Below are 24,345 nucleotides of genomic sequence, written 5' to 3'. Positions count from 1 at the left end.
TGGAAGGCCGGCCTGCACACCCCCTTCAAGAAAAGGTCGTCCGCATGCCCGCACTCGCCGCTTTCCTCCAGGAGGTCAAGCTGCCCACCATGCCCGAGGTGGCCCACAGCCTGATCCAGACCCTGCACGACGACGACATCCCCTTCGAGAAGGTGCGCACCGCCATCTCCAAGGACCCTTCGCTCACCGCCAAGCTGGTCCGCATGGCCAACAGCGCGCGGTTCGGGCTGCCGCGCCAGGTCTCCTCGCTCGACGACGCCATCAACATGGTGGGGCTCAACCAGGTGCGCACGCTGGCCCTGGCGGCGTGCATGACGGGCTCGTTCGCCGACGCGCCGGGCGTGGACCGGCAGGAGTTCTGGAAGGAAAGCATGGCCTGCGCCGGCTACGCGCAGTGGCTGGCACGGGCGCTGGGTACCGATGTGCAGCAATCGTGGCTCACGGGCTTCATGGTGCGGCTGGGCGAGCTGATCATCGCCCAGAAGGCGCCGAGCGAGATCGTGGAGATCGAACGCCTGCCGCACCTGCCCGGCGGCCGCTGGCAGCGCGAGCAAAGCCTGCTGGGCTTCACCGAAGGGCAGATCACGGCCGAACTGGCGCGGCAGTGGAAATTCCCCGACGAGGTGGTGCGTGCGCTGGAGACGGCCTCCGACCCGCTGGCCAGCCCCTCGTTTTGCCGCCTGGGCGCCATCGTGCACGTGGCCACGCTGCTGGCGGAGATCGCCGTCGGCCCCAAGGCGAGCGTGGCGGAGACGATCGGCGCGTTGCCGGACGAACTGCTGCAGGCGCTGCAGCTCGATCCCGGCTGGCTCGCCGACCACCTGCCGGACCCGGCCGTGTTCACCGACACGTCGGCGCTGTAAACCGATCCATCCATCCGCCCGTCAGCGGCGCCCACGGGGACGCCAATGAAAAGGCCGGCGAAAGCCGGCCTGACGGGGTGGGGCGCAAGGCCCCATGGAGCCTGCCGCCTCAGCGGTGGCCGCTCGTGTCCATGCGTTCGGTCTTGGCGTCCAGCAGCACCTCGGGCTCCTGGGCGTCCACCCAGTTCGGGTCGTTCAGGCGCTGCTTGAGCTTGTTCTCGTCAAGGTCGCCGGTCCACTTGGCGACCACGATGGTGGCCACGCCGTTGCCCACCAGGTTGGTGAGCGCGCGCGCTTCGGACATGAAGCGGTCGATGCCCAGGATGAGCGCCAGGCCCGCCACCGGCACGTGGCCCACCGCCGACAGCGAGGCCGCCAGCACGATGAAGCCGCTGCCCGTGATCCCGGCCGCGCCCTTGGAGGTGAGCAGCAGCACCAGCAGCAGCGTGATCTGGTGCGTGATGTCCAGCGGCGTGTTGGTGGCCTGCGCGATGAACACGGCGGCCATGGTCAGGTAGATGGACGTGCCGTCCAGGTTGAACGAGTAGCCGGTGGGAATCACCAGGCCCACGGTGGTCTTCTTGGCGCCCAGGTTCTCCATCTTTTCCATCATGCGCGGCAGCACGGATTCGCTGGAGGACGTGCCCAGCACGATCAGCAGCTCTTCCTTGATGTACTTGATGAACTTCCAGATCGAGAAGCCGTGGAAGCGCGCGATGGCGCCCAGCACGATGAAGATGAACAGCAGGCAGGTCAGGTAGAACGAGCCCATCAGCTTGCCCAGCGACAGCAGCGAGCCCACGCCGTACTTGCCGATGGTGAACGACATGGCGCCGAAGGCACCGATGGGCGCCACCTTCATGATGTAGCCGACGATGGTGAACAGCACGTGCGAGGTCTTCTCGATGAAGTCGAACACCAGCGTGCCGCGGCCGCCGAAGCGGTGCAGGGCGAAGCCGAACATCACGGCGATCAGCAGCACCTGCAGGATCTCGCCCTTGGCGAACGCATCGACCACCGTGGTGGGGATGATGTTCATCAGGAAGTCGGTGGTGGTGCCCATCTTGCCGGGCGCGGTGTAGGCAGCGATCGACTTGGTGTCGATGGTGGAGGCATCCACGTTCATGCCGGCGCCGGGCTGCAGCACGTTGACCACGATCAGGCCGATGATCAGCGCGACCGTGCTCACGATCTCGAAATACAGCAGGGCCAGGCCGCCGGTGCGGCCGACCTTCTTCATGTCTTCCATGCCTGCGATGCCGATCACCACCGTGCAGAAGATGATGGGCGCGATGATCATCTTGATCAGCTTGATGAAGCCATCGCCCAGCGGCTTCATCTGCTCGCCCAGTGCGGGGTAGAAGTGCCCCAGCAGCACGCCGACGACGACGGCGAAGAGCACCTGGATGTACAGCGAGCGGTAAAGGGGTCTCTTGGGGGGGAGCGTGCGTGTCTCTTGCATAGGTCTGCGCGTACCGTCGCCAGCAGCGCTCATTTTGGAGGTGCGTGAATGTATGCCCGTGCCATGGCCTGCGCGATTGTGGAAATCCACATGGTGGGAAATACGTACACGCAGCGCGCGCCGGGGTGGCGGCAGGCCGCGCGCACCCTGCCACCGTGGCGGAATGCGCCGGTTTTCGGGGGGCGATCCGGTCCATGCCGACCGCGCGGGCGGGGTCGCCGGATCGCCGAGATGTCAGCCAGGTGACAGACTTTGCGGCCGGTGGAGCGTGCGCCGGCCGTAGCCCTCAACGGGCCGGACAGGCGAGAAACGCCGGCAGCCGCTCCGCCTGTCCGGCATAGGCGGCCAGGACAGGGTGATCGGCGGCCAGGACGGTATCGGCGACCATGCTCTGCATGAAATCCCACGCCACGGCGATGGTGACGCCGCCATCGGTGATGGCCTGCTCGGGCGCCGGCAGGGGGGCATGGGCCAGTTCGGCCTCGAGCTGCCCGCAGGCCGCCAGCAACTGGCCGCTCACGCGGTCGATCCAGGGGGGCATGCTGCTTTTCCGCAGGACGCAGGTTCTGTTCGTACACCCGCTGCACGGCTTTCTCGCAGGCGGCCAGCGCCAGGCCGGTGAGGCGCAGATCGCGCAGCAGCGCGGGCCCGCCGAGCGGCTGCAGGCGGTGGCGCGACAGGGTGCCGGCCCATTGCAGGATCAGCCCCGAATCCATCAGCACCGTGCCGTCGTCGGCCACCAGCGTCGGGGCCTTCACCACCGGGTTGATGCGGCCAAAAGCCTCGAAGGTGCTGAACACCGAGAGGGGCAGGTGCTCGAAGGGCAGTTCCAGCAGCCGCAGCGACACGGCGACACGGCGCACATAGGGAGAGTCCAGCATTCCAACCAGCTGCATGGGAAGGGTTCCTTGAGAAAAGGGGCCAAAGAAAGCCAGGGCGCGGTCCGAGAGGACGCCGGTGGCACGGCCTTGCACGATAGGCGCGCGGCCCCTGCCGGTGAAGGGCGGGGCATCGGAAATGCCGGCTCCAAACCGATGGATGATCGGAACCTCCCTTCCCGACCCCGCAACCCCCCGGAGCGCTGGCATGACCCTCGACAAGAAAGACTGGCTGATCCTGGAAGCCCTGCAGACCGATGCCCGCCAGAGCCTGGCCGCGCTGGGCAAGCGCATCGGCCTGTCCCAGCCCGCCATGAGCGAGCGGGTGCGCAAGCTCGAGGACGCGGGCGTGATCGAGGGCTATGGGGCGCGGGTCAACCTGCGCGCCATCGGCGTGCGGCTGCAGGCCATCATCCGCGTGCAGACCGACCATGCCGGCATCGCGCCCTACGTGAAGCTCTTCGAGTCCATGCCCGAGGTCCTCGAGGCCGATCGCGTGACGGGCGAGGACTGCTTCATCGTGCGCTGCGCCATCGCCGAGCCCGAAGACCTGCAGTCCGTGGTCGATGCACTGGCCCAGCACGGCGCGGTGACCACATCGCTGGTGCTGTCGAGCCCCGTGCGAAAGACCACCACGGTGCACGCCCTGCGGTCCCCGCGGCGCTGAGCGGGCCAGCCGGGCCGGCCCCGCGGCATCGGGGCCGTGTACGCCACTTGGCGTATTGGCGGCCCGGGGAGCAGTCTCCAGAATCCATTCCATCGACCGGACGAAGGCGCCCTGCGGGGGCCCCGGGCGAGCGGTTTGAAACCCATTCATCGGAGCTGCACCATGCAACGTCGTTACTCTCTCAAGGCCCTCGCGGCCATCGCCACGCTGGCCGGCCTGTCGGCGCTGCCGGCCCATGCCGCCGACACCATCAAGGTGGGCGTGCTGCACAGCCTGTCGGGCACCATGGCCATCTCGGAGACCGTGCTGAAAGACACCGTGCTCATGGCCATCGACGAGATCAACGCCAAGGGCGGCGTGCTCGGCAAGAAGCTCGAGCCCGTGGTGGTGGACCCGGCCTCCAACTGGCCCCTGTTCGCCGAGAAGACCAAGCAGCTGCTGGGGCAGGACAAGGTCTCGGTCATCTTCGGCTGCTGGACCTCGGTGAGCCGCAAGTCCGTGCTGCCCGTGGTCGAGGAAATGAACGGCCTGCTGTTCTACCCCGTGCAGTACGAAGGCGAAGAGCTGTCCAAAAACGTGTTCTACACCGGCGCCGCGCCCAACCAGCAGGCCATTCCCGCGGTGGACTACCTGATGAGCAAGGACGGCGGCGGCGCCAAGCGCTGGGTGCTGCTGGGCACCGACTACGTGTACCCCCGCACCACCAACAAGATCCTGCGCGCCTACCTGAAGTCCAAGGGCGTGAAGGACAGCGACATCGACGAAAAGTACACGCCCTTCGGCCATGCCGACTACCAGACCATCGTGGCCGACATCAAGAAGTTCAGCCAGGGCGGCAAGACGGCGGTGGTCTCCACCATCAACGGCGACTCCAACGTGCCCTTCTACAAGGAACTGGGCAACGCGGGCCTCAAGGCCAAGGACGTGCCGGTGGTGGCCTTCTCGGTGGGTGAGGAAGAGCTGCGCGGCGTGGACACCAAGCCGCTGGTGGGCCACCTGGCGGCATGGAACTACTTCATGTCCATCAAGAACCCCACCAACACCGCCTTCATCAAGCAGTGGAGCGACTACGCCCGCGCCAAGAAGATCCCCGGCCACATGGACAAGCCGCTCACCAACGACCCGATGGAGGCCACCTACATCGGCATCCACATGTGGAAGCAGGCGGTCGAGAAGGCCAAGAGCACCGATGTGGACAAGGTCATCGCCGCCATGGCCGGCCAGACCTTCCAGGCGCCCAGCGGCATCGTGAGCAAGATGGACGAGAAGAACCACCACCTGCACAAGAGCGTGTTCATCGGCGAGATCAAGGCCGACGGCCAGTTCAACGTGGTGTGGAAGACGCCCGGCCCGGTCAAGGCCAAGCCCTGGAGCCCGTACATCGAAGGCAACGACAAGAAGAAGGACGAACCCGACGGAAAGTCGAAGTGAAATCGAAGTGACACCCCCCTGAGGCGCTGCGCGCCTTCACCCCCTCTCTCGCTGCGCGGGAGGGGGGACGACGCCAGCGGCCCGGCAGAGCCGGTTCCGCGGCGTCTGCTGGCTTGGGGCCGCGCTGGTGCAAACGGCGTAACGAAGTCAGAGCCGTGGTTGCAGTCCTCCCTCGTTCGCGAAAACCACCCATCCCAATGTTTCCCACCTTCTTTCATCGCCTGATCGCCTGCCTGCTGCTGTGTGCGGCCGTGCAGGCGCACGCGCTCACGCCGCAGGCCGCGCGTGCCATGGCGGCGGGCGAGACCGACGAGCGCATCGCCGCGCTGCAGCAGGCCATCGCCACGCCCGACGATGCGACGCTGGCCTTCATCCGCGCCATGGCCGACGATGCGGTCAAGATCGCGGGCGACCGCGCCATCACCATCAAGGACGGCAAGGGGCTGGACCCCACCACCGGCGCCGAGGTGACGGTGCCCGACGATGCGGAGGACATCGTCAACAACAACCGCATGCGCGGCGAGTTCGACGCCGCGCTGGCCTCGCTGCAACTGCTGTCGCCCGATGCGGCCCAGCGCCGCGCCGCCATCGAGTCGCTCAAGGAAGAGACCGACGCCGCGCGCCTGCCCCTGATCGAAAAGGCCCTCGCCGCCGAGAAGGACGCCGGCCTGCGCGGGCGGCTCGAAGCCATCCGCGCGCGCATGCTGCTGGCCGACAGAGACGCGGCCCACCGCCTGGAGGCCGCGCAGTACCTGGCCGCCAGCGGCACCCCCGCCACGCGCACCGTGCTGCTGGAGCAACTGCGCCAGGAGGCCGATCCCCGGGTGAAGGCGGCCATCCAGTCCGCGCTGGCCTCGGTGGAGGGCCGGCTGCAGTGGGGCGAGAAGCTCGCCGCGCTGTTCTCGGGCGTGAGCCTGGGGTCCATCCTGTTGCTGGTGGCGCTGGGGCTGGCCATCACCTACGGGCTGATGGGCGTCATCAACATGGCGCACGGCGAGCTGATGATGATCGGCGCCTACGCCACCTACGTGGTGCAGGGCCTGTTCCAGAAATACCTGCCCGGCGCTTTCGACTGGTACCTGGTGGCCGCTGTGCCGGCCGCGTTCTGCGCCTCTGCCCTCATGGGCGCGGTGCTGGAGCGCAGCGTGATCCGCTTTCTCTACGGCCGGCCGCTGGAGACGCTGCTGGCCACCTGGGGCATCAGCCTGATGCTGCAGCAGCTCGTGCGCACCGTGTTCGGCGCGCAGAACGTGGGCGTGGAAAACCCCGCGTGGATGAGCGGCGGCGTGCAGCTCATGGACAACCTGCAACTGCCCTGGAACCGCGTGATCATCGTGGCCTTCGCCTTCGCGGTGCTGGGCGGCGTGGCCTACCTCATCGGCCGCACGCGGCTGGGCCTGTTCGTGCGCGGCGTCACGCAGAACCGGCCCATCGCCTCGTGCATGGGCGTCAACACCGCCCGCGTGGACACCTATGCCTTCGCCCTCGGCTCCGGCATCGCCGGCCTGGCCGGCTGCGCCCTGAGCCAGGTCGGCAACGTGGGGCCCGACCTGGGACAGGGCTACATCGTCGATTCGTTCATGGTCGTGGTGCTGGGCGGCGTGGGCCAGCTGGCGGGCACCGTGTACGCGGCGCTGGGCCTGGGCGTGCTCAACAAGTTCCTCGAAGGCTGGACGGGCGCCGTGCTAGCCAAGATCGCCGTGCTGGTCTTCATCATCGTGTTCATCCAGAAGCGGCCGCAGGGCATCTTCGCGATGAAGGGGAGGGAGGCATGACCGCCCGTCGTCGTCTTCATCGCCGCCCGCCGCGCCACCTGCCTCTGCCTGCCTAGAAGAAGAAGCCCATGCCCCATCGAGACATTTCCCTTCCTGCGCCAGCGCCGCTGCTCACGCGGTCCGGCTGGTCGGCGTTCATCGTCGCGCTCATCGCCGTGTGCGCGGTGGCGCCCGTGCTCAACCTGTGGCTGCCCGCCGGCAGCCCGCTGCACCTGTCCGACTACGCCGTGGCGCTGCTGGGCAAGATCATGTGCTACGCCATCTGCGCGCTGGCCATGGACCTCATCTGGGGCTACACCGGCATTCTGAGCCTGGGCCACGGCCTGTTCTTCGCCCTGGGCGGCTACGTGATGGGCATGTACCTGATGCGCCAGATCGGCCGCGACGGCAACTACCAGAGCGACCTGCCGGACTTCATGGTGTTCCTGGACTGGAAGGAGCTGCCCTGGCACTGGGCGCTGTCGGACAGCTTCGCCGCCACCTTGGTCCTCGTCGTGGCGGTGCCGGGGCTGGTCGCCTTCGTGTTCGGCTACTTCGCCTTCCGCTCGCGCATCAAGGGCGTGTATTTCTCGATCATCACGCAGGCCATGACGTATGCCGCCATGCTGCTGTTCTTTCGCAACGAGACGGGCTTCGGCGGCAACAACGGATTCACCGATTTCAAGCGCATCCTGGGGCAGCCGATCGCCACGCAGAACATGCGCATGCTGCTGTTCGTGCTCACCGGGCTGGCGCTGCTGGGCTCGTTCCTGCTCGGGCGCTGGCTGGTGCGCAGCAAATTCGGACGCGTGCTCCAGGCGGTGCGCGATGCGGAGACGCGCGTCATGTTCTCGGGCTACTCGCCGCTGCCCTACAAGCTCACCATCTGGACCATCAGCGCGATGATGTGCGGCGTGGCCGGCGCGCTGTACGTGCCGCAGGTCGGCATCATCAACCCGGGCGAGATGAGCGCCGCCAACTCCATCGAGATCGCCGTGTGGGCGGCCGTGGGCGGGCGCGCCACGCTCATCGGCCCCATCGTGGGCGCCTTCCTGGTGAACGGTGCCAAGAGCTGGCTCACCGTGACCGCACCGGAGTTCTGGCTGTACTTCCTGGGGGCGCTGTTCATCGCCGTCACCCTGTTCCTGCCCAACGGCATCGTGGGCCTGCTGCGGCGCCCGCGCAAGGCGGTGGACGACGCGCGCCAGCCCCTGCGCGGCAGCGTGAAGCCAAAGGAGGGCGCGCAATGACCCCCGATCTGATGGAAGAAGGCGCGCGCCGCATCGCAGGCGACGCCCCGGCGGCACGCACGGGGCAGACCGAGTCCGGGGGCCGCGCGGCCGGCTTCTCGCGCGTGGCCGTGCCCGGCGAGGTGGACGTGGCCCACGGCCGCATCCTGTACCTGGAAGACGTGCACGTGAGCTTCGACGGCTTCAAGGCCATCAACGGCCTGAACCTGGACATCGCGCCGGGTGAGCTGCGCTGCGTGATCGGCCCCAACGGCGCGGGCAAGACCACGATGATGGACATCATCACCGGCAAGACCCGCCCGGACCGCGGCACCGTGTTCTTCGGCAGCACCATCGACCTGCTGCGGCACAACGAGCCGGAGATCGCCGGCTTGGGCATCGGCCGCAAGTTCCAGAAGCCCACGGTGTTCGAGCAGCTCACCGTGTTCGAGAACCTGGAGCTGGCCCTGAAGACGCACAAGGGCGTGGCCTCGAGCCTGTTCTTTCGCCTGGATTCCGCGCAGGCGGACCGGCTGGCCGAGGTGCTGCACACCATCCACCTGGCGGGCAGCGTGGCGCGCATGGCGGGCAACCTGAGCCATGGGCAAAAGCAGTGGCTGGAGATCGGGATGCTGCTGATGCAGGACCCGAAGCTGCTCCTGCTGGACGAGCCGGTGGCGGGGATGACGGACGAGGAGACGGCGCGCACGGCGGAGCTGTTCCTGACCCTGAAGGGGCGGCACTCGCTGATGGTGGTGGAGCATGACATGTCGTTCATCCGGACGATTTCGGAGAAGGTGACGGTGTTGTGCGAGGGGGCGGTGTTGGCGGAGGGGACGCTGGATCAGGTGCAGGGGGATGAGAGGGTGATTGAGGTTTATTTGGGGCGGTGACGCTATGGGCTCTTTTGCAAAGTTGCTCGAGAGTTACGTCCCGGGGCCGGGTCTCGGCCCGGCGGCCGAGGTACTTTTCTTTGCTTCGCCAAAGAAACGTACCCAAAAGAAAGGCGACCCTACTGTCCGTGTCCCCTGCGCTGCGCTCCGGGGCAACCTGCGGTGCTCGCGGCTGGCGGGGTCCGCGCAAACTCGCTCCACTGCGTTGCGCTCAGACAGCGCGCGGCCCTTTTTCCGCCAGCCGCTGCGCTCCTCGGCACGGCCAGAAGGGAACCCGACAGCCGAACTGCCCACACGGGCCATTGCTGCGCTCGGCCTCCGGTGCGCGAGCGCGTGGCGCCGCGCACGTCCGGCCGAGCGCAGCGATGGCCCGTTTGGCGGGTCCCCTTCTGGATGCGCCGAGGAGCGCAGGGCGCGGGGTGGGCAGGTGTGCCGCAGGACACACCTGCTTCGTGAACTAACTCGCCGTGGCTGTCCGAGCGCAGCGCGCAGCGCGAAGCGAGTTCCACGGCGCACCCCGCGCACGAGCACCGCAGGTTGCCCGGAGCGAAGCGCAGGGACGCAGCCAGCTGGGTCGCCTTTTCTTTGCTTACTTTCTTTTGGCGAAGCAAAAGAAAGTGAGTGCGCCGCCGGGCGCATACCCCGGCCCCGGAACCCAATCATCCAAAAGCTATAAAAACAATAGCAACAAGGCCAATCAACACTAGGGCATCAAGCCCAAAAGACATTAAAAACCCATGCTCACCGTCCAAAACCTCCACCAGTACTACGGCGGCTCCCACATCCTGCGCGACGTGAGCCTCACCGCCCCCCCCGGCAAAGTCACCGTCCTCCTCGGCCGCAACGGCGTCGGCAAAACCACCCTGCTCAAGAGCCTCATGGGCCTCGTCCCCATCCAAAGCGGCACCATCACCTGGGAAGGCCAACCCATTCAGGCCAAAACCCCCTACGACCGCGCCCGCGCCGGCATCGGCTTCGTCCCCCAGGGCCGCGAGATCTTCGGCCGCCTCACGGTCGAAGAAAACCTGCGCATGGGCCTGGCCTACAAGAGCGGCTCCACCCCCGTGCCGCCCCATCTGTACGAACTCTTTCCGGTGCTCAAGCAGATGCTCGGCCGCCGCGGCGGCGACCTGTCGGGCGGGCAGCAGCAGCAGCTCGCCATCGCGCGGGCGCTGGCGCCCAGCCCGCGCCTGCTGATCCTGGACGAGCCCACCGAAGGCATCCAGCCCAGCATCATCAAGGACATCGGCCGGGTCATCCGCCAGCTGGCCGACCACGGGCTGGACGGGCACCCCGTGTCCATCCTGCTGTGCGAGCAGTACTACGACTTCGCCGAGGAACTGGCCGACGAGTACCTCGTGATGGAGCGCGGCGAAGTCATCGCCCGGGGCCCGGGCAGCGAGATGCAGGCCAAGGGCATCCGCCACCTCGTGGCGATCTGAACCGGAGCGCTGGCGGGCGATCGCCGCTGCCAGCGCGTGAACCCGCGCCCTAGGCCGGCTGCGCCGTGGCCGCCCCGGCATCCCCCGGGGGCAAAACCAGCCCCTCCACCAGGAGCTGCGTGAACGTGTCGTGCAGGGGCGATGCCGCCGCCTGGGCCACCGTGGCGATGCCCAGCTGGTAGGCGATGCGGGGGCGGAACGGGCGCGAGGCGATCGCACCGTGCGGGCAGTGCTGTGCGAGCAGGGCGTTCACGATGGAGACGCCCAGCCCCTGGGCGACGTGGGCGCAGGCCTCGCTGATGGAGTGCACCTCCAGGGCCACGCGCGGCTGCACCCGCCGCTGGCGAAACGCCATGTCGATGTCGTGGCGGATCTGCCGCTGCCGGCCCAGCAGGATCAGGCTGGCGTCGATCAGGTCGGTGGCGCCGACCTCGTTCAGGCGTTCCAGCGGGTGGCCCTTGGGCATGATGCACACGGCCTCGGAGTCGAGGCGGGCGCGGGTGGCGAGCCCGGGCATTTCCATGGGCAGCCGCACCAGCCCGATGTCCGCGTCGCGGCTGAGCAGTGCGCGCTCCGCGTCGTTGTACGAGCCCGACAGCACTTCCAGCACCACATCGGGATGGGCCTGCATGAAGCGCCGGGCCAGCACGGGCATGAGCGTGGTCGCCAGGGTGCTGGGCACCGCCACCTTGAGCAGCCGGCGCTTGAAGCCGCCCAGGCGCAACTGCTCGGCATGGCGGCGAAAGCACTGGGCCGAATCCATCAGGCCCTGGGCGTCGTGCAGCAGCGCGTGGGCTTCGGCGGTGGGGCTCAGGCGGCCTTTCTCGCGCACGAACAGGCGCAGGGCCAGGTCCTCCTCCAGTTGGGCCAGCAGCCGGCTGATGGCGGGCTGCGACAGGCCCAGGCGCTCGGCCGCGCCGGTGGTGGAGCCGCTGAGCATGATGGCGTGGAAGGCTTCGAGTTGCTTGAAGTTCATGGGCATGGAACGGTGCGCCGGCCCCCCGGGATGCGCGCGCCAGCGAACGTGCGCGCGGGGCCGTCCCGCATCTTTGCACTGGTCGCGGCGCGGCGCAAACATGCGACCGGCTGCATAGGGTCATCCGCCTTTGTCATAGCGTTGTGGCGAAGGACCCCGCTCCACAGAATCGGCAGCGTCATCCGCCAACACCGGCACGACGCCACCCCAAGGAGCAAGACGTTATGAGGCCCCCATTTCCCTTCGCGCTGGCTGCCTGCGGCCTGTTCTTATCGGCCGCGCCGCCCGCTCGGGCGCAGGACCTGCAGGCGTACGGGCAGGTGCGCCTGACCGTCAACCACGTCAAGACCGGCAATGCGGGCTCGGTGACGGAAGAGCGCGACAACGCGTCGCGCCTGGGCTTTCGGGGCAAGGAGGACCTGGGCGACGGCATGGCCGCCCTGTTCGGCGTGGAGATGGGGCTGGACGCGGACACCGGAGCCGCCACCACGCCCGCCTACCGCAACAGCTACGTGGCATTGCGCGGCAGCGCGGGGACGGTGGCGCTGGGCCGGCTGGATTCCGCCAATCCGACCGGGTCGCCCCTGTATTCGCAGGTCACGCGCATCACCTCGTTCGCCGCCAACGACGCCGGGGCCACGGCCATCGGCACGTCCATTCTCAACGCACGCAACCGCACCTCGAACGCGGTGGGCTACCAGAGCCCCACGTGGGGCGGCGTCAACGTGCGGGCCCGCTATTACCTGCGCGGCGACACCCGGACGCCGGATCAGGAAAACGGCGCCAAGTCGCTCGACCTGGGGCTGAACTACGCGGACGGGCCCTGGTCGGCGGGCATCGGCTACGGCCGGGACACGCGCCCGGGCGGCCTGCTGGCCAACGAGTTTTCGAGCAAGTGGCAGGTGGGGGTGCGCTACGACTTCGGTGCCATCGAGCCCTATGTGCTGCTGGGCCGCGATGCGTATGCGAAGGCCTCGGCCACCGCGCGCACCGATGTGGACTACTGGCTGGTGGGCAGCCGGTTCTCCGCCGGCCCGCACGCGCTGGTGGTCAACGTGATGCAGCGGGACGTGCAGGCCTCCGTGCGGGGCCTTCGCAAGCGCCAGCAGGTGGCGTATACGTATGCGCTGTCCAAGCGCACGGAGTTGCAGGCGTTCATCGACCGCGACGGAATCGATTCGAGCCGCAGCAATGTGGCGGTGCGCGCCGTGGGCGCAGGAGTGCGACATGATTTCTAAGGCAAGCTGTGCGGCCCTGCGGGCCTTCTTTTCGCGCCCCGTTTCCGGGCACCGGGTCCGGCCGTTGCTGGCGGCCGGTCTGGCGGTCCTGGCCCTGTGGGGGACTGGCGCCCGTGCGGCGCCGGCCGCCGAGTTTCCCGACAAGCCGGTGCGCATCGTGATTCCGTTCCCGGCGGGTGCCGCGGCCGACACGGCCATGCGGGTGGTGGCGCGCAAGATGTCGGAGCAGTGGCGCCAGCCGGTCATCATCGACAACCGGCCCGGGGCGGCCGGCTTCCAGGCGGTCGCATCGGCGCCGCCCGACGGGTACACGCTGCTGATGGGGGCGGGCTCGGGCATGGTGACGGCACCGCTGCTGTCCAGCAAGCTCACGTACAACCCGTCGCGCGACTTCGTGCCCGTGGGGCGGGTGGTGGTCAACGTGCCCATCCTCACCACGCACCCGAGCCTGCAGGTTCGCACGGTGCAGGAACTCATCGCGCTGGCCCGCAAGGACCCCGGCGCGCTCAACTACAGCACCAGCGGCAACGGCAGCCCGGGGCACCTGTCGATGGAGTTGTTCCAGGCCGCCACGGGCACGCGCATGGTGCAGATCCCTTACAAGGGGGGTGGCCCGGCCGTGAACGAGTTGGCGGGCGGGTACGTGCAGCTGGGCATCAACGCCGTTCCCAGCGTGGCGGCGCAGATCAAGGCCGGCAAGCTCGTGCCGCTGGCGGTGGCCAGCGCCAAGCGGTCGCGCGCTTTCCCCGAAGTGCCGACCATGGCCGAGGCCGGTTTGAAGAACTTCGAATACGACATCTGGTATGCGCTGTTCGCCCCCGCGGGCACGCCGGCGGATCGGGTGCAGAACATCAGCAAGGTGCTCGGCGCAGCGCTGAACGACGCCGAGGTGACCGCCCTGCTCGTGGCGCAGGGGGCCGAGCCGGCACCCACCACGCCGCAGGAGCTGGCGCGCTTCATGCAGGAAGACACGGCCCGCTGGGCCAAGCTGGTCAAGGACCGCAACCTCAAACTCGACTGAGGCGAGCCGTCCATGAACACGATGACGATTCCGTCGGCGGACGCCGCCGCCAGCGCCGCCGCCACCACTACCGCCGCAGCCAGCGGCGTGACCCGGCACACCTGCTGGGTCCCCATGCGCGACGGGGTGCGCCTAGCCACCGACGTGTACCTGCCGGCCCCCGGTGCCGGCCCGCTGCCGGTGTTGCTGGAGCGCACGCCCTACGGCAAGGATGCCGAAACCCGGCGCGAGCGCACGGCGGCCGACCCCCGGCCGATGCGGCGCGGCGAAGTGGCCGAGCGGTTCGCACGGGAGGGCTACGCCGTGGTGGTGCAGGACTGCCGCGGCCGCTTCGGCTCCGAAGGGCAGTTCACCAAGTACCTGGGCGAGGCCCATGACGGCGCCGACACCATGGCATGGATCACGGCGCAGCCCTGGTGCAACGGCGCGGTGGGCACGTACGGGCTGTCGTATGCCGCCCACACCCAGACCGCGCTGGCCAGCCAGCAGCCGGCGGGGCTCAAGGCGATGTTCCTCGAGTGCGGCGGCTTCGCCAACGCCTACCGGGGCGGCATCCGCCACGGGGGCGCGTTCGAGATGAAGCAGGCGGTCTGGGCGCTGCGCAATGCCCTCAGCGGCAGCAACCGCATCGGAGAAGCGGCACGCCGGGCGCTGGAGCAGGCCGACATCGGCGAATGGTTCCTGCGTCTTCCCTGGACGCGCGGCGACTCGCCCCTGCAGTGGGCGCCCGAGTATGAGGATTATCTTTTCGGGCAATGGGAGCGCGGCCGCTTCGACGACCACTGGCGCCAGCCCGAGCTGTATGCGGCAGGGCACTACGCCGCGTTCGAGGGCGTGGCCGTGCTGCTGATGTGCGGCTGGTGGGACCCGTACGCCCAGACCACCACCGACAACTATCTTGGCCTTTCGCAGCGCACCCACGGCGACGTGCGCATGGTGCTGGGGCCCTGGACCCATGGCGAGCGCAGCGTGCCGTATGCGGGCGACGTGGACTTCGGGCCCGACGCGGTGCTCGACGGCACGCTGGCACCCGACTATGTGCAGATGCGGCTCGCCTGGTTCAACCACTGGCTGCGCGGGCAACCCCTGCCCGAGGGACAGTCCGATGCCGTGCGCTACTTCCGCATGGGCGGGGGATCGGGGCGACACACGCCCGAAGGCCGGCTCGACCACGGCGGGGCCTGGCGCCGCGCCGCCGACTGGCCCCTGCCGGGCACCACCGTGGCGCCGTGGTACCTCGCGCCGGGCGGGCTGCTGACCCGGGCCGTGCCGGAGCGTGCGGGTGAGGCGACCCTCCGCTTCGACCCCGCGAACCCCGTGCCCACCATCGGCGGCTCGGTCACCTCCGGGGAGCCCCTGATGGTGGCCGGCGCCTACGACCAGTGCACGCACGGCGGCGTGTTCGGCGCGCGGGCGCCGTTCGGGCCACTGGCCGGACGGGACGATGTGCTGGTGTTCCAGACGCCGCCGCTCGAGTGCGACGTGGAGGTCACCGGCCCCGTGGTGATCGAGCTGTGGGTTTCGTCCACGGCACCCGACACCGACTTCACGGCCAAGCTGATCGACCAGTACCCGCCGAGCGAAGACCATCCCGAGGGGTATGCGATGAACCTGACCGACGGCATCCTGCGCTGCCGCTACCGCGACTCGTGGGAGCACCCCGGACTGATGGTGCCCGGGGAGGCCGTGCAGATCACGATCGAGCCCATGCCCACGTCCAACCTGTTCCGCCGGGGCCACCGGATCCGGCTCGACATTTCGAGCAGCAACTTTCCGCGGTTCGACGTCAATCCCAACACCGGTGCGCCCGAGGGAAGCGCTGGGCCCCGGGTGGTGGCGTTCAACACCGTGCACATGGGGCCGGGGCGCGCGTCCCGCGTGGTGTTGCCGATGCAGGCCGTGGGTGGGACGCCTGCTGCGGGGGCCGGCACGGGCGGATGACGCTGGCCCGGCAGGGGGCGAAGGCGCTGTAGGGGAGAATGGCCGCCCGCCTTGACCATGGCAACGCGGGCCCTCTATGCTTGCCGTGCGAGCGCCTGCCGCGCGGCCGGGTGCCTCCCGCCCTCCTGCGAAGAAGGCCGGCGCGTCGCCCGCAGTTCCCAAAGGCCACCCCGAAGAGAAAGCACCGCGCTCCCATGTCCTCTTTCCCCCCTGGCGACGCCCCGGCACCACCCCTCCCGCACCCGCAGACCTCCGTTTCCCCTTCCTTGCCCCCCGCCGCCGGCCCGCACCTGCAGCCGCGCGAGGTGACGCTGCTGAAGATCGGCCTGCGCGACTTCTCCCAACTGGCCGCCCAGTTGCCGCCCGACCAGTCCCTGGCCTGGGTGGAGCGCATCCTGGCCTGCCTGCACGGCGTGCTGGCCCGCTACGGCGCCGAGGTGGACCACCTCACCGGCGATGCCGGGGCGGTGGTCTTCGGACTGGCAGCGCCCGCCGATGCGCCGGGCGCCGATCCGGCCAGGAGCGGTGGTCCTGACGACGACGTACACCGCGCCGCCATGTGCGCCCTGGCCCTGCAGATGGCCACGCGCGATCTCAACGACGCCTTCCTGCAAGACCGCCTGCCGTCCATCTACCTGGGCATCGGCATCGCCTGCGGCCCGGCCCTGGTGGGGGGCTTCGGCGGTGCGCCGGGCGTGCGCCAGTCGCCCGTGCTGCTGGGCGACGTGGTGGTGGAGGCCCAGCAACTGCGCACCTTCGCCCTGCGCGGGCAGGTGCTGGTCAGCGAGGCCGTGTACCAGCGTTGCTGGAGCATGGCCTCGGTGGCCCCACCCATGCAGGTCTTCGTGAAGGGGCGCGACGAGCCGCTGTCCATGCGCGAGCTGGTGGCGGTGCCCAGCCGCAAGCTCAAGGTGCCGCGCCAGGAGTTTCGCCGCAGCCACCGCGTGGAGGCGCGCCTGCCGTGCAGCTGGCAACTGGTGCAGGACGGCATGGTCATGCCCCATGCCGTGCCCTGCATCCTGCGCGACATGGGCTACCACGGCGCGCTGCTGGAGCTGAACGGCACCGTGCCGTTGCATGGCGAGCTGCGCCTGGCCTTCGACCTGCCGCTGGTGCACTACCCCGCCCGCGACGTGTACGCCCGCGTGGTCACCCTCAAGCCGGCGGGCGATCAGGTGCTGGCGGGGGTGGAGTTCACCGCGACCAGCGCGGAGTTCGATGCGCGCGTGCGGCGGTTCGTGCAGGGGATGGTGGCGGGTTGAGCATTCGGAAATCCCGAAGAGGCTGCGGCCTGGCAATTCATCCGCCGTCTTTGTCTTGGTCCAAAAGGTGGCCGAAACTCTGCGAAAGAAGATAAGGAACCATGGACCCCGCCACCCACCACCAACTCGATTGCCAGTAGGCGATGGCCCAGCAGGCCCAGGCAAACCAGATCGTTGCCGTTTGAAGATAGTCGGAGGGCTTCCGTTTGCTCATCGGGTGACCTTAACGCCGTTGAGTCCCCATCTCACCTACACCAGGTAAGGGAGAATACGTGCCGTGCCCGCTGGCGTGGCCAGCATGATCGGAACCCGGGCCTGCGCTGCCACGATCAGATTGATGGGGCGCCCGATGCGCGCCATATAGACACCTGGGCCATAGATGCCATGACGGGGGAGAGCGCTGGCTCGGATCACTCCGGTGCGTGCTATCCCTGCAGCACCGGCTGTCGTAGTGAAGTGAATCAGGTTCTTGGGCAGAGCGGCGAAGCCATAACCTGCCGTTCCGAGCGTGAGTGCGGTGGTTGGTGCTATTTCGGGTGTCCATAGCACCGCGACGGCGCCGGGGACGTGTGCCAATGGAGCCCAAGGGCTTCTGGAGTTCACCGCGATGTCGGCCCAATACTGCGCCGCGTTGTCACCGGCCAGCGTCGAGGCCCGGTACAACTGCTGGAGTTGGAGGATGAACCGGCGCATCGGGCCTGGATCGGATATTTCGACGGGCTTGCTGCAGCCGTCGCGTCGACACATCAACGTTTGTTCGGTCATCCATCCCTCGGCACTGTGGTTATACGGCGAGCTTACCTGCCGCCGTCCCACGTGCGATGCTGGCGCCTCGAGTGCCGGCTTACGCGCCCAGTCGCTCCGCCAGCCCTACCAGACTCTCCGCATGCCAGTCGTTTCCTGCCTGCGGTGACACGTCCTTCGGCCTGGCCCTCCCGAACTCCCATGGCCGCTCGATGTAGGCCGTCCGCAGCCCGCATTCCCGCGCCGCCGCCAAGTCCTCGTGGTGGGCCGCGACCATCATCACCTGCCCCGGCACCAGGTCGAACGTGCGGGCCACGCCCAGGTACACCGAGGGATCGGGCTTGTACGCACGGAACACCTCGGCGCTCAGGATGCAGTCCCAGGGCAGGCCGGCCCGCTTGGCCATGTTCGTCAGCAGGCCGATGTTGCCGTTGGAGAGCGTGGTGATCGTATAGCGGCGCTTCAGGCGCTGCAGGCCCTCCACGCTGTCGGGCCAGGGGTCGAGCCGGTGCCACACGCGGTTCAGGTGCTGGCGCTCGGGCTCGGTCAGGTGCTGCAGGCCGAAGCGGGGCAGCAGGCCGTCCAGGATCAGGCGGTGAAGCTCGTCGATGCGGGTCCAGCCCAGTTCGCCGCTTCGCACGCGCTGCATGGCGGGCTGGTACCCCTCGCGCCAGGCCAGCGCGAAGGCGTCGGCGTCCACGTGCGGGTAGAGGGCCTGCACCTCGCGCACGATGCTGCCGTGCCAGTCCACCACGGTGCCGAAGATGTCGAAGGCCAGCACGCGCACGCCGTGCCAGGGTTGGTCGTTCATGGGGGCTCCTTGGAGGGGATGGATGCAAGGCGGCTCACCGGAGGGGCAGACCGATGCAGCCGCAGCATAGCGGGGCGTGGGGGATGTCCCCCGACCTGCGGAGCGCGGCGCGGCGTGATATGGTCTCCGGCCTGCGGGTTAACCCTGATCCGCCCCGCCGGCCATTTCTCCATGACCACGCCTTCCATTCCCTCCCCATCCCCCGACGCCCTGGCGGCCACACCTTCTCCCGCCGCCCCCGCCAGGGACGACCGCACGCTGCTGCGCGCCGTGCTGGCGCTGGGCCTGGGCGGGTTTTCCATCGGCACCGGCGAGTTCGTCATCATGGGCCTGCTGCCCGAAGTGGCGCGCGACATCGGCGTGAGCATTCCGCAGGCGGGCCATGTCATCAGCGCCTACGCGCTGGGCGTGGTGATCGGTGCGCCGGTGCTGGCCGTGCTGGCTGCGGGCTGGGGACGGCGGGCGTTGCTGATCGCGTTGATGGGGGTGTATGCGCTCGGAAATTTCGCCTCGGCGATGGCGCCCGGATACCTGTCGCTGAACGTGCTGCGCTTCGTGACGGGGCTGCCGCACGGCACGTATTTCGGCGTCGCGGCGCTGGTGGCGGCGTCGCTCGCGCCACCGGGGCGGCGCGCCCACGCGGTGGGGCTGGTGATGCTGGGGCTGACCGGGGCCACCCTGCTGGGGGTGCCCATCGCGGCATGGTTGGGGCAGGTGTTCGGCTGGCGCGCGGCGTTCGTCTTCGTGGGGCTGATCGCGGTGGCGGCCATGGCCATGGTGCGCCGGGGCGTGCCCTACCAGCCGCCGGCCGAAGGCGCCAGCCCCTGGCGCGAGCTGGGCGCCCTGCGGCGCAAGCAGGTGTGGCTCACGCTGGGCATCGGGGCGATCGGCTTCGGTGGCATGTTCTCGGTGTTCAGCTACATCAAGCCCACGCTGACCGAGGTGGCCGGGTTGCCGCTGGCCGGCGTGCCGCTGGTGCTGGCATTGTTCGGCGCGGGCATGGTGGCGGGCAACCTGGTGGGCGCCCGCCTGGCGGACAAGTCGCTGATGCGCACGATCGGCGGGCTGCTGCTGTGGTCCATCGTGGTGCTGGGCGGCTTCGTGTTCGCGGCGCACCATGTGGTCACGGCGGCCGCGGCGACGTTCCTGCTGGGCACGGTCGTCGCCATCGGCCCGGCGCTGCAGATCCGGCTGATGGACGTGGCCGGCGAGGCGCAGACCCTGGCCGCGGCCCTCAACCACTCGGCCTTCAATTGCGCCAACGCGCTGGGCGCCTGGCTGGGCGGCGTGGCGATCACGGCCGGGCTGGGCTGGACCTCCACCGGCTGGGTGGGCGTGCTGCTGGCGCTGGGCGGGCTGGCGGTGTTCGGCTGGTCTCTGGCGGCGGACCGCGCGGGGCGTGCGGCGGGCTGAGGCCCTCAGAACGTGTTCAATGCCTTTTGGCGCGACTCCAAAAAGACATGGAACACGTTCTCAGGCCACAGGCGCGGCGCGGGAGCGCCGCCAGTGGCCGATGCCCGACATCATCATCACGCAGCACACGAGCCATGCCCCGCCGGTGAGCCAGCCGGCGAGCACGTCGCTGGCAAAGTGCACCTGCAGCACCACGCGGCTCCAGCCCACGGTGAACACGGTGGCCACCGCCAGCAGCACGGCCGGCAGGTGCCAGCGCGCTGGCAGCAGGCGCAGCGCCAGATAGGCCAGCATGCCGTAGGCCACCAGCGAGCTGCTGCTGTGCCCGCTCGGAAAGCTGAAACCGTCGGCCACGGCGATCTCGTGCGTGTGCACCGGTCGCACGCGTTCGAAGGTGTGCTTGAAGCCGCGCGTGAGCAGCCCGTTGCCAGCCAGTGCCGCCGTCCAGCCCAGGGCCAGCAGGCGGTAGCGGCGCAGCCAGAGGGCGGCGGCCACCGCCACGGCCAGCACCGTCAGCACGGCGGTGTCGCCGGCATGGGTCAGGTTCGCGAACAGGGTGAGCGTGGCCACGCTGGCGGTGGCGCGCAGCGTGGCGGCCAGGGTGTCGTCGAACAGGGCCCACGCGGTGGGCGCGGCCCATTCCGCGGCGATGGCGGCCAGCGCCTGCGCGCACGCCAGCAGCAGCAGGGCAGCCACGCACAGGGTGGCCAGCAGCCGCGCGCCGGCGTTTTGCGGCGCGCCCCAGCGCTCGGCCCAGGGGGCGACCCACCGGGCCCCGTGCGTGTGCAGCGGCCCGTTGGCCGCCCAGGCCGCAGCGGCGGCCACCAGCGCGATGACCAAGCCCCCGGTCCAGACGGTCAGGGGGTGCGATCCGGCCCACAGGGCCATGGCCTGGACGTCCATCATGCGCGGGCCTCCGGCGAGGCGGGCCGCGGGTTCGGGCGTGGCTGCGCAGGGCGGGCAGGGCAGGGATGGCAGCGGGGCAGTGGCATGGATCGCGCAGCAAGGGAGTGGACCAGGGCGGCAATGGTGGCAGGCGCGTGGCGGGCGGCCAATCCCATTTCCTGGCGATCCGTCGGGGTTTGAGGGCGGCGCCTTGGCGTGTCGGCCATGGCTGACAAGGGGTGCGCCTGCCTGCCGATGCCCCCCTGCCCGGGCCATGTGCAGAATCGGGCGTCCCGCGGTGCGGGCACCGCCCCCCGAGCCCGATCGGATCCAGCCCTGCGCAGGGTGATACTCCCCTCGAAAGCCTTCCCGACATGCCATCCAACGACCTGCCAGCGTCCATGCCAAAGGGCCGTGGCCCGATCCATCTGGTGGTGCCCCACCGGCCCGGTGCCGACCATGGCCAGCTGCGAGCCCGCCTCGAGGGCCTGGCGCCCCTGCAAAGCAACGCCGTGCAGTGGCACGTGCCCGCGCAGCGCGCCGGCATCGTCCAGGCGGCCGAAGAGGCTGCGCTCGCCGCCCAGGCCGACGGCGGCCTGGTGGTGGCCGCGGGCGGGGACGGCACCATCAACGCGGTGGCCACCGCCGCCTGGAAGCACCAGGTGCGCATGGGCGTCATTCCGGTGGGCACCTTCAATTATTTCGCGCGCGAGCAGAGCCTGTCGCTCGACCCCGAGCAGGCGGCCAACGACATCCTGGCCGCCATGGACTCGGGTGATGCACGGCCGGTGAGCGTGGGCTTCGTCAACGAACGCATGTTCCTCGTCAACGCCAGCGTGGGGCTGTACCCGCGCCTGCTGGAGGAGCGCGAGCTGGCCTCGCGCCGCTTCGGCCGCTCGCGCTGGGTGGCCATCGTGTCGGCGGTGTGGAGCTTCTTCCGTCCGGCCTCGGCGCGCCGCTGGCGCGTGGCGCTGCGCCAGCACCGGGTGGCCGATCCCACGCGCGAAGAGTTCTTCGCCTCCACGCTGTTCGTCGGCAACAACCCCCTGCAACTGGAACGCCTGGGCATTCCGCAGGCCCAGGACGTGGCCGACGGCGACCGCCTGGCGGTGCTGCTGCTCAAGCCCCAGGGCCGCGCTGCCACCGCGCGCACCGTGTGGAATGCCGCCGTGGGCCAACTGGCGCGCGATGAGGCCGTCATCAGCCTGGCCTGCGCCGAGATGGTGGTGGAGCCCACCTGGCGGCCGCACCGCGTGAAGGTGGCCTTCGACGGCGAGCGCGAATGGATGGCACCGCCGCTGCGTTTTCGGGTGGAAGAGCGCCCGCTGTGGCTGGTGGCGCCCACCGCCACGGCACGAGACGACGATCCTGCCGCCGAGGGCGCCGTGCCGGTGGCCGATCCGCCCCCGGCCGCCGTCCCGGAGGGCGCCCCGGTGGCCGTGCCCGGCCTGGCGGCCGGCTGAGCCGCCCGCCCCGAAGGCCGCCCATGAGCGTTCTCATGCACCTGTCGGACCTGCACTTCGGTGCGCACGATCCGCGCGTGTGCGCGGCCGTTGCCCGGCTGGTCAAGACGCTGGACGTGTCGCTGCTGGTGGTGTCGGGCGATCTCACGCAGCGCGCCACGGCCGAGCAGTTCGAGCAGGCGCACGCGTTCATCGCCGGGCTGGGTGTGCCGCGCCTGCTGGTCATGCCCGGCAACCACGACGTGCCGCTTTTCGCCTGGTGGGAGCGGCTGGGCCGGGCCTACCGCCGCTACGAGCGCTGGTGGGGGCGCGACCTGGAGCCCGTGTGCGACGTGGACGGCTTCCTGGCCGTGGGGGTGAACACCACGCGCCCCTGGCGGCACGAGCGCGGCAGCCTGTCGCATGCCCAGATCGACGCGGTGGCGCAGCGCCTGGCCGCGGCCCCGCGCGACCGCTGGCGCATCGTGGTCACGCACCACCCGCTGGTGGTGCACCCCACGAGCGACACCGAGCACCGGCCCCACCGCGCGGGCGAGGCCCTGGCGCGCTGGCGGGAGGCGGGTGCACAGCTGCTGCTGTCCGGCCATGCACACGAACCGGGCCTGGCCGAGGTGCTGCCCGGCCTGTGGGCGGCCCGGGCGGGCACGGCCGTGTCGGTGCGCCTGCGCGCCCATGCGCCCAACAGCCTGGTGACGCTGGAGCACCCGGCGCCCGAGCGGTCCGGCACCGAGGCGCTGCCGGCGCGCCACCGGCTGACGCGCTGGGACTACGACGTGCGGCTGCAGGCTTTTTTGCCGCTGCCGCCCCGGGACCTCGGGAGCGCCGAAACGTAACGCCGGCATGGCAAGATCCAGGGCGTTGCCGTCGTCCTGAATTGCCCCATGCTGATCAATTGCGTTGCCTACCAAAACGGTGCCAAGCTGGCCGATATCTCGGTCGACCACATCAGCGATTACGTCTCCCTGCCGGGCTGCTTCGTCTGGGTGGCCCTGGCCGATGCCACGCCGCAGGAGCTCGCAGAGATGCAGCAGGAGTTCGGCCTGCACGAACTCGCCGTGGAGGACGCCCAGCACGGCCACCAGCGCCCCAAGATCGAGGAATACGGCAATTCGCTGTTCGCCGTGCTGCACCTGGTCGAGCCCGACCCGGAGCAGGGCGGCATCAACGTGGGCGAGGTCGATGTGTTCGTGGGCAGCAACTACGTGCTGTCGGTGCGCAACCGCAGCAAGCTCGGGTTCCTGGGCGTGCGCGAGCGCTGCGAGCGCCAGCCCGAACTGCTGCGCACCGGGTCGGGCTTCGTGCTGTATGCCCTGCTGGACGCGGTGGTGGACCGCTACTTTCCGGTGATCGACGCGCTGGAGGTGGAGCTGGAGCAGATCGAGCAGCAGATCTTCACCAAGGGCGCGCCGCACAACAACATCCAGCGCCTTTACGAACTCAAGCGCCACGCCATGGTGCTCAAGCGGGCGGTGGCGCCGCTGATGGAGGGGGTGGGCAAGCTGCACGGCGGGCGCGTGCCCCAGGTGTGCATGGGCTCGCAGGATTATTTCCGGGACGTGCTCGACCACCTGAGCCGCATCAACGGCTCGATCGACGCCATGCGCGACACCATCGGCACGGCCATCCAGGTGAACCTGTCCATGGTGACGATCGAGGAGAACGAGATCACCAAGCGCCTGGCGGCCTGGGCCAGCATCTTCGCGGTCTGCACCGCGTTCGCCGGCATCTGGGGCATGAACTTCGAGGGCATGCCCGAGCTGAAGTGGACCTACGGCTATCCGGCGGCGCTGGTGCTCATCCTGAGCGTGTGCGGCTACCTGTACTACCGCTTCCGGCGGGCGGGCTGGCTCTGAACCGCGGGTCGGTGAACGCGTGCCGGCGGCGGCCGGCCGCGGGGTATCCGGTGGCGCGCCGTGCCGGGCGCGCGGGTGTTGTCAAACGGATCGCTCCTGGGTCGCTGCCCATTGGTCAA

The 24,345-nt window shown here is 69.4% G+C and carries 21 protein-coding genes and 1 pseudogene; 15 read left to right on the top strand and 7 right to left on the bottom strand.

What is annotated here, in order from left to right; translation table 11 throughout:
• Positions 1–44: 44 nt before the first annotated feature.
• Positions 45–863 carry an HDOD domain-containing protein gene (locus AVAK2825_RS06415; RefSeq protein ID WP_284395298.1) on the top strand — a complete coding sequence of 273 codons (819 nt, stop codon included), beginning with the start codon at positions 45–47 and terminating at the stop codon, positions 861–863.
• A gap of 109 nt (positions 864–972) precedes the next feature.
• On the opposite strand, the gene AVAK2825_RS06410 is transcribed toward AVAK2825_RS06415, so the two are convergent.
• Positions 973–2,325 (bottom strand): dicarboxylate/amino acid:cation symporter, encoded by a 1,353-nt coding sequence (locus AVAK2825_RS06410; RefSeq protein WP_272564701.1) that lies wholly within the window; start codon positions 2,323–2,325, stop codon positions 973–975.
• 286 nt (positions 2,326–2,611) lie between these two features.
• Positions 2,612–3,221, bottom strand: a pseudogene (locus tag AVAK2825_RS06405) (glutathione S-transferase).
• 190 nt (positions 3,222–3,411) lie between these two features.
• On the opposite strand from AVAK2825_RS06405, the gene AVAK2825_RS06400 reads away from it, so the two are divergent.
• The 6 genes from AVAK2825_RS06400 (at position 3,412) to urtE (ending at position 10,619) form a co-directional block, all read left to right on the top strand.
• A complete protein-coding gene (locus AVAK2825_RS06400; protein WP_284395294.1) occupies positions 3,412–3,870 on the top strand; it encodes an Lrp/AsnC family transcriptional regulator in 459 nt (152 codons plus the stop codon).
• A 162-nt stretch (positions 3,871–4,032) separates the two neighbouring features.
• Entirely contained in the window at positions 4,033–5,301 is a 1,269-nt protein-coding gene (gene urtA, locus AVAK2825_RS06395; RefSeq protein ID WP_284395293.1) for an urea ABC transporter substrate-binding protein, read from the top strand.
• 197 nt (positions 5,302–5,498) lie between these two features.
• Positions 5,499–7,076, top strand: a complete 1,578-nt coding sequence (gene urtB, locus AVAK2825_RS06390; protein ID WP_284395292.1) for an urea ABC transporter permease subunit UrtB — start codon at positions 5,499–5,501, stop codon at positions 7,074–7,076.
• A 68-nt stretch (positions 7,077–7,144) separates the two neighbouring features.
• Complete coding sequence (gene urtC, locus AVAK2825_RS06385) at positions 7,145–8,305, top strand: urea ABC transporter permease subunit UrtC (protein ID WP_284395291.1); 1,161 nt, start codon at positions 7,145–7,147, stop codon at positions 8,303–8,305.
• The gene (gene urtD / locus AVAK2825_RS06380; RefSeq protein ID WP_284395290.1) at positions 8,302–9,177 is read left to right on the top strand and encodes an urea ABC transporter ATP-binding protein UrtD; all 876 of its coding nucleotides are present in this window, start codon (positions 8,302–8,304) and stop codon (positions 9,175–9,177) included. The genes urtC and urtD overlap by 4 nt, the downstream gene beginning before the upstream one ends.
• Positions 9,178–9,914: 737 nt before the next feature.
• Positions 9,915–10,619, top strand: coding sequence for an urea ABC transporter ATP-binding subunit UrtE (urtE, locus tag AVAK2825_RS06375; RefSeq protein WP_284395288.1), 705 nt, complete (start codon positions 9,915–9,917; stop codon positions 10,617–10,619).
• A 49-nt stretch (positions 10,620–10,668) separates the two neighbouring features.
• On the opposite strand, the gene AVAK2825_RS06370 is transcribed toward urtE, so the two are convergent.
• Positions 10,669–11,595, bottom strand: coding sequence for a LysR family transcriptional regulator (locus tag AVAK2825_RS06370; protein ID WP_284395286.1), 927 nt, complete (start codon positions 11,593–11,595; stop codon positions 10,669–10,671).
• A 224-nt stretch (positions 11,596–11,819) separates the two neighbouring features.
• Here AVAK2825_RS06370 and AVAK2825_RS06365 point away from each other — a divergent pair, with 224 nt between their 5' ends.
• From AVAK2825_RS06365 to AVAK2825_RS06350, 4 genes are all read left to right on the top strand, one after another.
• Entirely contained in the window at positions 11,820–12,833 is a 1,014-nt protein-coding gene (locus tag AVAK2825_RS06365) for a porin (RefSeq protein ID WP_284395284.1), read from the top strand.
• Complete coding sequence (locus AVAK2825_RS06360) at positions 12,823–13,854, top strand: Bug family tripartite tricarboxylate transporter substrate binding protein (RefSeq protein WP_284395283.1); 1,032 nt, start codon at positions 12,823–12,825, stop codon at positions 13,852–13,854. The genes AVAK2825_RS06365 and AVAK2825_RS06360 overlap by 11 nt, the downstream gene beginning before the upstream one ends.
• A gap of 12 nt (positions 13,855–13,866) precedes the next feature.
• Complete coding sequence (locus tag AVAK2825_RS06355) at positions 13,867–15,795, top strand: CocE/NonD family hydrolase (protein WP_502870492.1); 1,929 nt, start codon at positions 13,867–13,869, stop codon at positions 15,793–15,795.
• A 266-nt stretch (positions 15,796–16,061) separates the two neighbouring features.
• Positions 16,062–17,057 (top strand): adenylate/guanylate cyclase domain-containing protein, encoded by a 996-nt coding sequence (locus AVAK2825_RS06350; protein WP_284395281.1) that lies wholly within the window; start codon positions 16,062–16,064, stop codon positions 17,055–17,057.
• 37 nt (positions 17,058–17,094) lie between these two features.
• On the opposite strand, the gene AVAK2825_RS06345 is transcribed toward AVAK2825_RS06350, so the two are convergent.
• From AVAK2825_RS06345 to AVAK2825_RS06335, 3 genes are all read right to left on the bottom strand, one after another.
• Entirely contained in the window at positions 17,095–17,271 is a 177-nt protein-coding gene (locus AVAK2825_RS06345; RefSeq protein ID WP_284395278.1) for a hypothetical protein, read from the bottom strand.
• 35 nt (positions 17,272–17,306) lie between these two features.
• The gene (locus tag AVAK2825_RS06340) at positions 17,307–17,822 is read right to left on the bottom strand and encodes a hypothetical protein (protein ID WP_284395276.1); all 516 of its coding nucleotides are present in this window, start codon (positions 17,820–17,822) and stop codon (positions 17,307–17,309) included.
• 79 nt (positions 17,823–17,901) lie between these two features.
• Positions 17,902–18,612 carry a haloacid dehalogenase type II gene (locus AVAK2825_RS06335; RefSeq protein ID WP_284395274.1) on the bottom strand — a complete coding sequence of 237 codons (711 nt, stop codon included), beginning with the start codon at positions 18,610–18,612 and terminating at the stop codon, positions 17,902–17,904.
• 171 nt (positions 18,613–18,783) lie between these two features.
• On the opposite strand from AVAK2825_RS06335, the gene AVAK2825_RS06330 reads away from it, so the two are divergent.
• Positions 18,784–20,025, top strand: a complete 1,242-nt coding sequence (locus tag AVAK2825_RS06330) for an MFS transporter (RefSeq protein WP_284395273.1) — start codon at positions 18,784–18,786, stop codon at positions 20,023–20,025.
• 60 nt (positions 20,026–20,085) lie between these two features.
• On the opposite strand, the gene AVAK2825_RS06325 is transcribed toward AVAK2825_RS06330, so the two are convergent.
• A complete protein-coding gene (locus AVAK2825_RS06325) occupies positions 20,086–20,931 on the bottom strand; it encodes a phosphatase PAP2 family protein (protein ID WP_284395271.1) in 846 nt (281 codons plus the stop codon).
• 353 nt (positions 20,932–21,284) lie between these two features.
• Between AVAK2825_RS06325 and AVAK2825_RS06320 the strand changes: the two genes are divergently transcribed.
• Genes AVAK2825_RS06320 through corA form a run of 3 tightly spaced genes read left to right on the top strand, consistent with a single transcriptional unit; the run spans position 21,285 to position 24,226 of the window.
• Positions 21,285–22,373 carry a diacylglycerol/lipid kinase family protein gene (locus tag AVAK2825_RS06320; RefSeq protein WP_284395269.1) on the top strand — a complete coding sequence of 363 codons (1,089 nt, stop codon included), beginning with the start codon at positions 21,285–21,287 and terminating at the stop codon, positions 22,371–22,373.
• Between the two features lie 23 nt (positions 22,374–22,396).
• The gene (locus AVAK2825_RS06315) at positions 22,397–23,206 is read left to right on the top strand and encodes a metallophosphoesterase family protein (RefSeq protein WP_284395267.1); all 810 of its coding nucleotides are present in this window, start codon (positions 22,397–22,399) and stop codon (positions 23,204–23,206) included.
• A 48-nt stretch (positions 23,207–23,254) separates the two neighbouring features.
• On the top strand, positions 23,255–24,226 hold the full coding sequence (gene corA, locus AVAK2825_RS06310) for a magnesium/cobalt transporter CorA (protein WP_284395265.1): 972 nt from the start codon (positions 23,255–23,257) through the stop codon (positions 24,224–24,226).
• Positions 24,227–24,345 lie beyond the last annotated feature (119 nt).

The organism is Acidovorax sp. SUPP2825 (assembly GCF_030158995.1).
In the GTDB taxonomy this organism is placed as follows: domain Bacteria; phylum Pseudomonadota; class Gammaproteobacteria; order Burkholderiales; family Burkholderiaceae_C; genus Paracidovorax.
This window is presented reverse-complemented; position numbering and strand designations above follow the sequence as displayed.